Below are 12,410 nucleotides of genomic sequence, written 5' to 3'. Positions count from 1 at the left end.
CTCCTGGCTCTGATTGCGCGCAGTATATACGGCGCCTTCGATATACTGCGAACGCATTTTCAGCGTCGGAACCCTCATGCGCGACCGCATTCTCATCCTGTCGGTATTGATCGTCGCGTCCTGCGGCCTGGGCTACGAGCTCATCAGCAGCGCGCTGGCCAGCTATCTGCTGGGCGATTCCATCCTCCAGTTCTCGTCCGTCATCGGCTGCTATCTGTTCGCGATGGGCATCGGATCGTGGTTGTCAAAATATGTAAAAGACGACGACGTTTTGAATCGATTCATCGACGTCGAACTGGCTGTCGCCTTGTTGGGCGGGATTTCCGCCGCGGTGCTGTTCCTGGTGTTCGCCTGGCTGTCGGCGCCGTTTCGCGCCGCGTTGTATGTGGGCGTCTTCATTATCGGACTGATGGTGGGCATGGAGATCCCGCTGGTGATGCGCGTCTTCAACCAGCGCAAGGCCGAGTTCCGCGAGATCGTCAGCCGCGTGCTGACCTTCGATTATCTCGGCGCGCTGGCCGTGTCGCTGATCTTCCCGCTGCTGCTGGCGCCCAAGCTGGGACTGCTGCGCACCAGTTTCCTGTTCGGCATGCTCAACGCCGGCGTGGCGCTGTGGACCACCTGGCTGTTCCGCGCCGAGATCCGGCGTCCGGCGGAACGCGCCATGCGCGGCGGCGTGGTGCTGGGGCTGCTGGCGCTGGGCTTCCTGTTTTCCGGCCAGATGACGGCCTGGGCCGAGAAGGGCCTGTACGGCGACGACGTGGTGCACGCCGAGACCACGCCCTACCAGCGCCTGGTCGTGACGCGCTGGCATGACGACCTGCGGCTGTACATCAACGGCAACCTGCAATTCTCGTCGCGCGACGAGCACCGCTATCACGAGTCGCTGGTGATTCCCGGCCTGCAGGCCCTGCCCTGGGCCCGCAACGTACTGGTGCTGGGCGGCGGCGATGGCCTGGCGGTGCGCGAAATCCTCAAGTACAAGCACGTCGAGCACGTCACGCTGGTGGACCTGGACCCGGCAATGACCGGCCTGTTCTCGCGCTCAGAACCGCTGGCGAAACTGAACCAGGGCTCGCTGACCGATCCGCGCGTCACCGTCATCAATGACGACGCCGGTCGCTGGCTCGAAAGCCACGCTGAAGTCTACGATTTCATCGTGGTGGACTTCCCCGACCCGTCCAACTTCGGCCTGGGGCGACTGTACTCGGTGCCGGTCTACCACCTGATGGCACGCCACCTGGCCGAGAACGGCTACATGGTGATCCAGTCGACCTCGCCCTACTTCGCGCCGCGCTCGTTCTGGAGCGTGGACGCCACGCTCAAGGAAGCCGGCCTGAACACCTGGCCGTACCATGCCTACGTGCCCTCGTTCGGCGACTGGGGCTTCATCCTGGCGGGCAAGCGCCGCGACTACACGCCGCCGGAGGCGGTCAGCGTGCCAACCCGCTACCTCGATCCCGCCACCCTGCGCGAATTGTTCCACTTTCCCGCCGACATGCCGGCGCTGGCCATGCCCCCGAACCGCCTGAACGAGCAATCGCTGGTGCGCTATTTCGACGAGGACTGGCGCAAGGTCATCCGCTGATGCGCCGCCGCACCTTCCTGCTGGGCGCCGCCACCGCCGCAGCCGCGGGCACGGCAGGCTACTACCGCTCACGCGTGGTCGAGACCACGCCCGAGGTGCGCTACCCCGGCATGCAGGCGGGCCACGCGCTGCGCGATGGCGCGGCGCTGCCGCCGTCGTCCGGCACCCGCCGCAGCCAGGTGGCCATCCTGGGGTCCGGCGTGGCCGGACTGTCGTGCGCCTGGAAACTGGCGCGCGAGGGCTTCACTGATTTCGTGGTGGTCGAAGGCCCCGAGTACGGCGGCAATGCCGCCGCCGGCACGCGCGACGGGCTCGACTATCCGCTGGGCGCGCACTACCTGCCGCTGCCATCGATGCAGTCCACCCACGTGCGCGAGATGCTGGGCGACTTCGGCATCGCCGAACGCGACGCCTTCGGCGAGCGGCCCTACTACGACGAAGCCATCCTGGCGCACTCGCCGCAGGAACGCCTGCTGCGCGACGGCCGCTGGGAAGACGGCCTGCTGCCGATGCACGGGCTGCCCGAGGCCGATATCGAACAGCACCGCAAGTTCCTGGCGTTGGTCGACCGGCTGCATGGCGCGGCCGGCAACGACGGCCGCAAGGTCTTTGCCATCCCGATCGTGCTGTCCTCGCGCGACCCGGCCTGGCGCGCGCTGGACGCGCTGACCTTCAGGCAATGGCTGGAGCGCGAGGGCTATACCTCGCCCGCGCTGCACTGGTACCTGAACTACTGCTGCCGCGACGACTACGGCGCGCCCTACGACCGGGTCTCGGCCTGGGCCGGCCTGCATTACTTCGCCAGCCGCGACGGCCATGCCGCCAACGCCAACGACGGCGCCGTGCTGACTTGGCCGGGGGGCCTGGCGCCGCTGGCGCGGCGGTTGCGCGACGCCATCAGCGCCCGCCTCGGCCATGCGCGCTGGCTGGTGTCCGGCACCGCGGTGCGGCTGCGGGAAAGCGCCATGGGGCCGCACATCGATTGCCTCGCCCCCGGCGCGGCCGCGCGCGTATTCACCCTGGAAGCGCAACGCGCCGTCTGCGCCATGCCGCTGTTCGTGGCGCAGCGCATTCTGCCGGACATCCGCGCCTATGGCTACGATCCGGCCACGCATGCCTCACCGCACGCGCCCTGGCTGGTATCGAACTTCGTCATGGACGGCTATCCCCGCGAAGCGCCGGGCGAACCCCTGTCCTGGGACAACGTGGTCTACCAGGGCCAGGCGCTGGGCTACGTGGTCTCGACCCACCAGTTGCTGCGCGTGGCGCGTTCGCCGCGCACGGTGTTCACCGCCTACCACGCCCTCAGCAACCAGACGCCCCGGGCCGCGCGGCAATGGCTGGCCGACGCCCGCCCCGAGGCGCTGCGCGACGAGGCCGCCGCCGACCTGATTGCCGCCTATGGCGACGAGTTCTGGCGCCGCGCGCGGCAGTTGGAGATCACGGTGCGCGGCCATGCCATGGCCTCGCCCTATTGCGGCTATCTGTCGAACGCCGGCCTGGCGGCGCTGCGCGAGGTCGACGGCCCGGTGCTGTTCGCCCATGCCGACCTGTCCGGCTATTCGGTGTTCGAAGAGGCCGCCTGGTGGGGCGTGGCGGCGGCCGGCCGCATCCTGGGGCAGCGGCCCGCGGCCTGATGCAATGGCCCGGCGCCATGGCCCGCCCCCGCGGCGGCCAAACGGCGGCGCGTGGCCGGCCGCCGCTCGTCGACCGCGGCCGTCGCGCGGCGCCCATCCGTGCCCTACAATCGGCCGCTACCCCCTGGACTCGCCGTAACAACCACGATGGGAAAGCAAGTCATAGTGCTCGGCGCCGGCATCGTCGGCGTCTGCTGCGCGCTGGAACTGCAGCGGCGCGGCATGGACGTCACCCTGGTCGACCGCCAGGAGCCCGGCCGGGAAACCTCGTCCGGCAATGCCGGCGTGCTGGCCCGCAGCTCCCTCATGCCCTTCAACCATCCCGGCCTGTGGCGCCAGTTGCCCCGACTGCTGCGCAATGACACGGTTCAATTCCGCTATCGCGCCTCTTACCTGGCCCGCAACGTGGGCTGGGCGGCGCGCTTCCTGGCGCGCGCCCGGCCGTCGGTGTTGCGCGAGACGACGGCGGCACTCGACGGCCTGATCCGGCTTTCGGCGTCCGAACACCTGCGCCTGCTGGACGCGGCGGGCGCGCGGCAGCGCCTGCGCGACAGCGGCTGGATCTTCCTGTTCCGCAGCGAGCAGGCCTGGCAGGGCGGCGCCCTGGCGCGCGAGGCCTACGCCCGCCACCAGGTGCCGACCCAGGCGCTGGCCCCGGCCGAACTGGCGCAACTGGAGCCGGCGCTGGCACCGATCTTCCCGCGCGCGCTGTGGATCCAGGGCTCTTATTCGGTGGACGATCCGGGCGCCGTGACCTCGGCCTATGCCGACCTGTTCCAGCGCTCGGGCGGCGCCTTCCGGCGCCTGCGGGCCGCCGCCATCCGCCACGACGGCGGACGCGGCTGGATCGTGCAAGGCGAGACGGATTCGGAAACGCTGACAGCGCCCGACCTGGTCGTGGCGCTGGGCCCGTGGTCCAAGGCGCTGCTCAAGACCACCGGCATCGACCTGCCACTGGCGTTCGAGCGCGGCTATCACATGCATTACGGCGCCGCCGATGGCCCGGCGCTGGGCCGCCCCATCTACGACACCGGCGGCGGCTACGTGCTGTCACCCATGGCGCGCGGCCTGCGGCTGACCACCGGCGTCGAGCTGGACGACTGCGACGCGCCCGCCCGCCCCGTGCAACTGGACCTAGCCGAGACGCGGGCGCGCGAGGCCATCGGCCTGGGCGAGCGGTTGGACCCGCAGGCCTGGCTGGGCCGACGCCCGACGCTGCCGGACAGCCGCCCGATGATCGGCCAGGCGCCGCGCCATCCGGGCCTGTGGCTGGCGCTGGGCCACCAGCACATCGGTTTCAGCACGGCGCCAGGAACGGCGCAGATACTGGGCGAATTGATGACCGATGGCGGCGCCGCCAGCCGCCATGGCGCCTTCCGTCCGGAACGCTTCCTCTAGGCCGCCCCGGCGCCCGGATCGTCCGTTCAACCCAGCAGCAAGGCGTCGTCCGACAGCTTCTCGCCGCGCACGCGCTCGAACATGGCCAGCAGGTCGGGCACGTCCATGCCGCGGCGCTCATCGCCCGACACGTCCAGCACCACCTGGCCCTGGTGCAGCATCACGGTGCGGTCGCCCACATCCAGCGCCTGACGCATGCTGTGCGTGACCATCATGGTGGTCAGCTTGCTTTCGGCCACGATGCGCGCCGTCAGTTGCAGCACGAAGTCGGCGGTGCGCGGGTCGAGCGCAGCGGTGTGTTCGTCCAGCAGCAGGATGCGCGACGGCTGCAGCGCCGCCATCAGCAAGCTCACGGCCTGGCGCTGGCCGCCCGAGAGCAGGCCGATGCGGTCGCTCAGGCGGTTTTCCAGCCCCAGGCCGAGCGTGGCCAGGCGTTCGCGGAACCCTTCCTTCATCGAAGCCTTGACCGCGCGGCCGTAGCCGCGGCGCGCACCGCGCAATTGCGCCAGCGCCATGTTCTCTTCGATGGTCAGGTCTTCGCAGGTGCCGGCCATGGGATCCTGGAACACGCGCGCCACGCGGCCGGCGCGGCCCCACACCGGCTGGCGCGTGACATCGGCGCCGTCGATCTCGATGCGGCCGGAATCGACCGGCAGGTCGCCCGAGACAGCATTCAGGAAGGTCGACTTGCCGGCGCCGTTGGAACCGATGACGGTGACAAACTGGCCTGAGGGGATCTCCAGCGACAGCCCGCGCAACGCGCGCGTTTCGATCGGCGTGCCAGCGTTGAAAGTGATCTTGAGGTCTTTTGCGGACAACATATCAGCGCCCCTTCTTGCCGACCAGCCGGCGCTTGAGCATGGGAATGACCAGGGCGATCGTGACCAGCACCGCGGTGACGAGGTTCAGGTCCTGCGCCTTCAGGCCGATGAAGTCGCTGTTCAGGGCCAGCGCAATGAAGAAGCGGTAGACGATGGCGCCGATGATGACGGCCAGCGTGGCCAGCACCAGCTTGCGCGACGGCAGGATGCTTTCGCCGACGATCACCGCGGCCAGGCCGATGACGATGGTGCCGATGCCCATGGAGATGTCCGAACCGCCCTGGGTCTGCGCGAACAGCGCGCCGGCCATGGCGACCAGCGCGTTCGACAGCGCCATGCCGCCCAGGATCATGCGGCCGGTGTTGACACCCTGCGCGCGGGCCATGCGGCCGTTCGAGCCGGTGGCGCGCACCGCCAGGCCGGTCTGGGTGGCGAAGAACCAGTCCAGCGCCAGCTTGGCCAGGATCACGATGACCACCAGGATCAGCGGCCGGGCCACGTAGTCCGACAGCCATGCCGGCTGCAGGATGGTGAATACGGTGGGCTCGGTGATCAGCGGCACGTTGGGCTTGCCCATGATGCGCAGGTTCACGGAATACAGCGCGATCATCATCAGGATGCTGGCCAGCAGATCCATGATCTTGAGCTTGACGTTGAGCCAGCCGGTGACCAGCCCGGCCGCCGCGCCGGCCAGGGTGGCGGCGATGGTGGCCAGGAACGGATCGGTGCCCGCGGCGATCAGCGTGGCACAGACGGCGCCGCCCAGCGGGAAACTGCCGTCAACGGTCAGGTCCGGAAAACGCAACAGGCGAAAGGAGATAAATACGCCCAAGGCCACCAGGCTGAAGATCAGGCCGATCTCCAGCGCGCCTAACAACGAGAACAATGACATGGGACAAATCCAATCAGGTAAGGAACGAGCATATTAGAGATTTGGAACGTCCAACTTCTTGCGTTTCGGGATCAGTTTTACCCGAGCTTTCGCAATAAACGTTTCCTGCCGTGCGATTTTCTCTCGATTCCTGCCAAGGCGTTGCCGGGCTTGGCGGCCAGGGCCGCAAGCGGGCTGCTTGAGGGACGCTCCGGGGAGCAAAACGCGGCATGCGGCCTGCGGCCGACGTGCCGTTCAAGGCAAACGCCATCGCGCCGGGCCGCGCGCATCTTGTGGATGCTGCGGCCCTGTGGCCCCCGCGTACCGGCGCGGGGCAAACACAAGAAAACAAGATAAAACAAAACCCCGCTCATGCCGGGTGGGCAGGAGCGGGGCCGGACGACTTGCGATTTACTTTACCACCACCGCGGCCGACTTGAGGATCCCGTCGGGCAGCGTCACGCCCTGCTTGGCGGCGGCGCCGGGATTCACGTAGAGTTCCAGCTTGGAGATGGTTTCGGACGGGATCGCGCCGGGCTTCTCGCCCTTGAGGATGCGCACCACGATCTTGCCGGTCTGCACGCCCAGGTCGCGGTAGTTGATGCCCAGGGCGGCGATGCCGCCGCGCTTGACGCTATCGGTGTCCGAGGCGATCAACGGGATCTTGGCGTCGTTGCCCACCTTCACCAGCGACTCGTAGGCCGAGACCACGTTGTTGTCGGTGTTGGTGTAGATGACGTCGACCTTGCCGATCAGGCTGCGGGCGGCGGAAGCCACGTCGACCGAACGCGGCGCGGCGGCCTCGACCAGGCTCATGCCCGACTTGGGCAGCAGTTCCTGCAGCTTCTTGACCACCACGACCGAGTTGGCCTCGCCCGGGTTGTAGACCATGCCGACGCGCTTGGCGTTGGGCACGATCCTCTTGATCAGTTCGACCTGCTTGTCCAGCGCCAGCAGGTCCGACACGCCGGTGACGTTGGTGCCCGAGGCGTCCATGCTGGACACCAGTTGGGCGGCGACCGGGTCGGTCACGGCGGAATACACCACCGGCACGTCCTTGGTGGCGGCCACCACGGCCTGGGCCGACGGGGTGGCGATGGCGACGATGGCGTCGGGCCTGTCGCCGACGAACTTGCGCGCGATCTGGGCCGCGGTGCCGGTGTTGCCCTGGGCGCTCTGGTATTGCCACTTGAGGTTCTTGCCCGGCTCGTAGCCGGCCTGCTTGAGGGCATCCTGCACCCCGTCACGCACCGCATCCAGCGCCGGATGCTCGACGATGGCGGTAACCGCTACCGACTTCTGCTGCGCCGCCACCGGCGCGGCGATAGCCAGCGCCAGCGCCATCGCGCCAACCGTCAGAAAATGTTTTTTTCCGATCAGCATAGGTAAGCTCCTTGAACCCTTCGTATTGTTCATTATTACGGCTGTTCCGCGGGCTTCCCCGCGGGTCCGGACAGCCGTAAAGCCGTATAGTCTAACGTGTCGCCACCCAAATTCACTTGGGGGGAATCCCTGAAATGGTGCATGCGCGGCACGCCGGCCCCATGGCGGGGCGGGCGGCGCCAATATACTAAACGCGCCGCGCCCGGGCGACACGACATCCGCGACATCCAAAGGGCCTCACCATGATCAAACGCGCATTGGGCCGTTCCGGCCTGCAGATCCCTCCCCTGACCTTCGGCGGCAACGTCTTCGGCTGGACCGTCGACGAGGCCGGCACGTTCTCGCTGCTGGACGCGCTGGTCGACGCGGGCCTGAATTTCATCGACACCGCCGACGTCTATTCGCGCTGGGTGCCCGGCAACCAGGGCGGTGAATCCGAAGCCCTGATCGGCAAGTGGCTCAAGCGCTCGGGCAAGCGCGACCGCGTGCTGATCGCCACCAAGGTCGGCATGGAGATGGGCCCAGGCGCCCAGGGCCTGGCGCCGGCCTATATCCGGCGCTCGCTGGAGGCCTCGCTGGCGCGGCTGCAGACCGACCATGTCGACCTGTACCAGTCGCACCAGGATGACCCCGATACGCCGCTGACCGCCACGCTGGGCGAATACGCCAAGCTGATCGAGGCCGGCAAGGTGCGCGCCATCGGCGCCTCCAACTACACCGCGGTGCGCCTGTCCGAAGCGCTGATCGCAAGCGAACGGCATAACCTGCCACGCTACGAGAGCATCCAGCCGGAATACAACCTGTACAGCCGGGAGCCGTTCGAGGCGCACCTGCAGGCGCTGGTCAAGGCGCAGGATCTGGGCACCATCAACTATTACGCGCTGGCCAGCGGCTTTCTCAGCGGCAAGTACCGCGGCCCGGCCGATGCCGGCAAGAGCGCGCGCGGCAAGAAGATCGTCGACACTTACCTGAACGACCGCGGCTACCGCATCCTCAAGGCACTGGACGAAGTCGCCGAGGACGCCCACTGCACGCCCGCCCAGGCCGCGCTGGCCTGGCAGATCGCGCAGCCGGGCATTACCTCGCCGATCGTCAGCGCCACATCGCTTGCGCAACTGGACGAGCTGGTCAAGGCCGCCAGCCTGACGCTGACGCGGGACCAGCTCGCCAGGCTCAGCCTGGCCAGCGACTGGCGCTGACGCGCTCGCGCCAACGCCGCGGGCGTCAATCCAGCTTGACGCCCGAGTCCGACACCACCTTGGCCCAGCGCGCCACTTCGCTGTCGACGAACTTGCCGAAGGCCGGGCCGGTCAGGGTCGGAATGGCCGAACCATTGCCTTCCCACGTTTCCTTGAGCTTGGGCGTGTTCAGGGCCTTGGTGATTTCCGCCGCCATGCGGTCCACGGCTTCCTGCGGCGTGCCGGCGGGCGCCCAGACCGCGTACCAGGTCGACACCACATAGTTCGGCACGCCGGCCTCGGCCGCCGTCGGCACGTCGGGCAGCGATGGCGAACGCTTGTCCGCGGCCACCGCCAGCGGCTTGATCGCACCCGCCCGGATATGGCCGGCGGACGAACCCAGGCCATCGAACGCCAGATCCACCTGCCCGCCGATAAGGGCCGACAGCATCGGCCCCGCGCCCTGATAAGGCACGTCGACCAGCTTGATGCCGGTCTGCATGGCGAACAGTTCGCCGGCCAGGTGATGGGTGCTGCCCTTGCCGGCGGTGCCGAAGTTGATGTCGCCGGGGTGCTTCTTGGCGTAATCGACGAATTCCTGCACCGTCTTGACCGGCAGCTTGGAGGAATTAATGACAATCACCTGCGGCGGCTGCGCCACCAGCGCCACCGGCACGAAGTCCTTCTGGATGTTGTAGTTCAGGTTTTTGTACAGCGACGGCGCCAAGGCATGGTGCGCGCCGCCCATGAAGAACGTGTAGCCATCGGGCCGAGCCTTGGCGGCCACGCCGGCGCCGACGGTGCCGCCCGCGCCGCCCTTGTTGTCGATCACCACCGACTGGCCCAGTTGCATGGTCAACTGCTGGGCCAGGGGACGGGCAAAGGTATCGGTGCCGCCACCGGCGGGAAAGGGCACGATGAGCGTGATGGGCCGTTCCGGCCAGGATGCGGCGCCGGCGCCAGCGGCAAAACCGGCGGCCAGCGTGGCCAGCACGGCCACCGCGAATGTACGGTATTTCATATTGTCTCCTCTTGCTGCAGCGTGGGGACGGCGCGTTTCCCGCGTCTCGTCTCTTGTGTTCTTGGGTTGGAATGCTGCCTGAATGGGGAATGGTTCTGGGGATCGGGCTCCTCGAAAAAAATGGCCGGCCCTGGCGGACCGGCCCGGCATGGCGCCGCTACAGCGCCTGATAGGTTTCGCGCAGCACGTTCTTCTGCACCTTGCCCATGGTGTTGCGCGGCAACTGGTCAACGATATGCACGCGCTTGGGCACCTTGAAATTGGCGATACGCGCCTTCAGTTCCGCCTGCATTGCGGCAGCGTCCAGCGTGGCGCCGTCCTTGGGCACCACCACCGCCACCACGGCTTCGCCGAAGTCGGGATGCGGCACGCCGATGACCGCCGATTCGGCCACGCCCGGCATGTCGTCGATCAAGGTCTCGATCTCCTTGGGATAGACGTTGTAGCCGCCGGAGATGATCAGATCCTTGCTGCGGCCGACGATCGACAGGTAATCCGCCGGCACGTCATGGCCTGCGGATTCACCGCCCCAGCGGCCCACGTCGCCGGTCTTGAACCAGCCATCCGGCGTGAATTCCTCGCGGGTCTTTTCCGGCATGCGCCAATAGCCCGAGAACACGTTGGGCCCGCGCACCTGCACGTTGCCGATCTCGCCCGGCGCCAGCGCGATGCCGGCGTCGTCCACCACGCGCACCTGCACGCCCGGCAGGGCGCGGCCCACGGTGCCGGCCAGGCGCTCGCCATCGGCCGCATCGTAGGGATTGGACGTCAGCATGACGGTCTCGCTCATGCCATAGCGTTCCAGGATGGCGTGGCCGCTGCGCTCGCGGAAATCGTTGAAGGTCTCGGACAGCAGCGGCGCCGACCCCGAAATGAACAGGCGCATGTTGGCGCACACGTCGCGGTTGAAGCGCTTGTCGGCGAGCAGCCGCACGTAGTACGTCGGCACGCCCATCATTACGGTGCTTTGCGGCAGGTAGCGCAAGGCCTGGTCGGCGTCCAGCCTGGGCAGCCAGATCATCTTCGCGCCAGCCAGCAGCGCGCCGTGCGAGGCCACGAACAGGCCATGCACGTGGAAGATCGGCAGCATGTGCAGCAGCACGTCGTCCGAACGCCAGCCCCAGTACTTGTGCAGCACCTGGGCGTTGGACGCCAGGTTGCCATGCGACAGCATCGCACCCTTGCTGCGGCCGGTGGTGCCGGACGTGTAGAGGATGGCCGCCAGGTCGTCGGGCTTGCGCTTGACGGTCTTGAAGCGCTGCGACAGGCCGCCCGCGGCATCCAGCAGGGTGCCGCTGCGGTCTTCATCCAGCGTGTAGACGTGCGCGCAGCCGGCCTTGTCGGCGGCGCGCTGGACCCAGTCGCGGTTCTTGCTGGCGCAGACCACCACGGCCGGCTCGGCGTTGCCCAGGAAATACTCGATTTCAGCTTCGCGATAGGCGGTATTCAGCGGCAGGTAGACCAGGCCGGCGCGCAGCGTGGCCAGGTACAGCAGCAGGGCCTCGGGCGACTTCTCGACCTGCACCGCCACCCGCGCGCCCTCGGGCAGCTTGAGCGATGCGAGCAGATTGGCCAGGCAGGCCGTGGCGCGGTCGATGTCGTCCCAGGTGTATTTCAGCTCGGGAGTTTCGAGCGCGACCTGTTTGCGATCGGCGGGAAACCCGCCCTCCAGCACAGCGTATAGATTGGCGTTGCTCACCGTTTTCAGTCTCCGGAAAAATGGGGGTCCACGCCGGCCAGGAAAGCGCGCACGCCCTCCTTGTGGTCCCGGCTGTCGGCGTAAGAGAAATAATCCTGGTACTCGGCTTCGGTCAAGGCGCCGCCCCGCATCAGGCGGGCGGACAGGCGCTTGTTGATGCGCGCCGCCAACGGCGCGCCCTGGCAGATGCGTTCGGCGCTGCGCAGAGCCTGCGCGGCCACGTCGGCGTCGGCCACGATGCGCGTCAGCAGGCCCAGGTCGCGCGCCTCGGCGGCGCCGAAGACGCGGCCTTCGAGCAGGATGGCCAGCGTCGCGGCGCGCCCGGCCAGCGCCAGCAGGCCGCGCATCTCGTCGGGCGCCATGGGAAAGCCCAGCCGGTTGATCGGAACGCCGAACCGCGCCGATTCGCCGGCGATGCGCAGGTCGCACTGGCAGGCGATCTCCAGCCCGCCGCCGACGCACACGCCTTCTATCTGCGCCACCACCGGCTGCGGGCATTGCGCCACGGCATGCAGGGCCGGCGCCAACACCTCGCGGTGATAGCGCTGCACGCCCGCCGCGTCGGCCCGTTCGACCGGAAACTCGCGGATGTCCGCGCCCGCGGCGAAATTGCCGCCCTCGCCGCGCACGATCACGCAGCGAACGCCGTCGTCCGCGGCAATACGCGTGAAGACGTCGCCTAGTTCGCGCCACATATCCACGGTGATGGCGTTCAGGCGCCCCGGGTGCGACAGCGTCACCCGGGCCAGTTGCCCGTCACGCTGCAGCAGCACACGGCCTGCCGTGTTGTCCGTCATGTCCCCTCGCTGGTTGT

10 protein-coding genes are annotated in these 12,410 nt (G+C 68.0%); 4 read left to right on the top strand and 6 right to left on the bottom strand.

Going from position 1 to position 12,410, the window contains the following annotated elements:
- Positions 1–76: 76 nt before the first annotated feature.
- From AC6LKG_RS11390 to AC6LKG_RS11380, 3 genes are all read left to right on the top strand, one after another.
- Positions 77–1,588 carry a polyamine aminopropyltransferase gene (locus tag AC6LKG_RS11390; RefSeq protein ID WP_498164472.1) on the top strand — a complete coding sequence of 504 codons (1,512 nt, stop codon included), beginning with the start codon at positions 77–79 and terminating at the stop codon, positions 1,586–1,588.
- On the top strand, positions 1,588–3,225 hold the full coding sequence (locus AC6LKG_RS11385) for an NAD(P)-binding protein (RefSeq protein ID WP_498164471.1): 1,638 nt from the start codon (positions 1,588–1,590) through the stop codon (positions 3,223–3,225). Before AC6LKG_RS11390 ends, AC6LKG_RS11385 begins: the two co-directional genes overlap by 1 nt.
- Positions 3,226–3,372: 147 nt before the next feature.
- Positions 3,373–4,623 carry an NAD(P)/FAD-dependent oxidoreductase gene (locus AC6LKG_RS11380; RefSeq protein ID WP_498164469.1) on the top strand — a complete coding sequence of 417 codons (1,251 nt, stop codon included), beginning with the start codon at positions 3,373–3,375 and terminating at the stop codon, positions 4,621–4,623.
- 26 nt (positions 4,624–4,649) lie between these two features.
- On the opposite strand, the gene AC6LKG_RS11375 is transcribed toward AC6LKG_RS11380, so the two are convergent.
- From AC6LKG_RS11375 to AC6LKG_RS11365, 3 genes are all read right to left on the bottom strand, one after another.
- Entirely contained in the window at positions 4,650–5,444 is a 795-nt protein-coding gene (locus AC6LKG_RS11375) for an ABC transporter ATP-binding protein (RefSeq protein WP_175141872.1), read from the bottom strand.
- Between the two features lies 1 nt (position 5,445).
- A complete protein-coding gene (locus AC6LKG_RS11370; RefSeq protein WP_498164468.1) occupies positions 5,446–6,336 on the bottom strand; it encodes an ABC transporter permease in 891 nt (296 codons plus the stop codon).
- A gap of 390 nt (positions 6,337–6,726) precedes the next feature.
- Positions 6,727–7,698: an ABC transporter substrate-binding protein gene (locus AC6LKG_RS11365; protein ID WP_498164466.1), complete on the bottom strand. Its 972-nt coding sequence runs from the start codon at positions 7,696–7,698 to the stop codon at positions 6,727–6,729.
- Positions 7,699–7,940: 242 nt separating this feature from the next.
- On the opposite strand from AC6LKG_RS11365, the gene AC6LKG_RS11360 reads away from it, so the two are divergent.
- Positions 7,941–8,897, top strand: coding sequence for an aldo/keto reductase (locus tag AC6LKG_RS11360; protein WP_498164465.1), 957 nt, complete (start codon positions 7,941–7,943; stop codon positions 8,895–8,897).
- Between the two features lie 25 nt (positions 8,898–8,922).
- Here the strand turns inward: AC6LKG_RS11360 and AC6LKG_RS11355 are convergent, their stop codons facing one another.
- From AC6LKG_RS11355 to AC6LKG_RS11345, 3 genes are all read right to left on the bottom strand, one after another.
- Positions 8,923–9,897 carry a Bug family tripartite tricarboxylate transporter substrate binding protein gene (locus AC6LKG_RS11355; protein WP_498164464.1) on the bottom strand — a complete coding sequence of 325 codons (975 nt, stop codon included), beginning with the start codon at positions 9,895–9,897 and terminating at the stop codon, positions 8,923–8,925.
- 157 nt (positions 9,898–10,054) lie between these two features.
- Complete coding sequence (locus AC6LKG_RS11350) at positions 10,055–11,596, bottom strand: malonate--CoA ligase (protein WP_498164463.1); 1,542 nt, start codon at positions 11,594–11,596, stop codon at positions 10,055–10,057.
- A 5-nt stretch (positions 11,597–11,601) separates the two neighbouring features.
- The gene (locus AC6LKG_RS11345; protein WP_498164462.1) at positions 11,602–12,393 is read right to left on the bottom strand and encodes an enoyl-CoA hydratase/isomerase family protein; all 792 of its coding nucleotides are present in this window, start codon (positions 12,391–12,393) and stop codon (positions 11,602–11,604) included.
- Between the last annotated feature and the right edge of the window lie 17 nt (positions 12,394–12,410).

The sequence above is a fragment of the Achromobacter sp. 46006 genome (assembly GCF_059761975.1).
Note: the sequence above shows the minus strand (reverse complement) of the source record. Positions and strands in the feature narration are given on the sequence as shown.

Coding starts and splice junctions, on each gene's coding strand:
- AC6LKG_RS11385 (WP_498164471.1), top strand. CDS start 1,588: ATGCGCCGCCGCACCTTCCTGCTGGGCGCCGCCACCGCCGCAGCCGCG.
- AC6LKG_RS11365 (WP_498164466.1), bottom strand. CDS start 7,698: ATGCTGATCGGAAAAAAACATTTTCTGACGGTTGGCGCGATGGCGCTG.
- AC6LKG_RS11380 (WP_498164469.1), top strand. CDS start 3,373: ATGGGAAAGCAAGTCATAGTGCTCGGCGCCGGCATCGTCGGCGTCTGC.
- AC6LKG_RS11345 (WP_498164462.1), bottom strand. CDS start 12,393: ATGACGGACAACACGGCAGGCCGTGTGCTGCTGCAGCGTGACGGGCAA.
- AC6LKG_RS11370 (WP_498164468.1), bottom strand. CDS start 6,336: ATGTCATTGTTCTCGTTGTTAGGCGCGCTGGAGATCGGCCTGATCTTC.
- AC6LKG_RS11355 (WP_498164464.1), bottom strand. CDS start 9,897: ATGAAATACCGTACATTCGCGGTGGCCGTGCTGGCCACGCTGGCCGCC.
- AC6LKG_RS11360 (WP_498164465.1), top strand. CDS start 7,941: ATGATCAAACGCGCATTGGGCCGTTCCGGCCTGCAGATCCCTCCCCTG.
- AC6LKG_RS11390 (WP_498164472.1), top strand. CDS start 77: ATGCGCGACCGCATTCTCATCCTGTCGGTATTGATCGTCGCGTCCTGC.
- AC6LKG_RS11375 (WP_175141872.1), bottom strand. CDS start 5,444: ATGTTGTCCGCAAAAGACCTCAAGATCACTTTCAACGCTGGCACGCCG.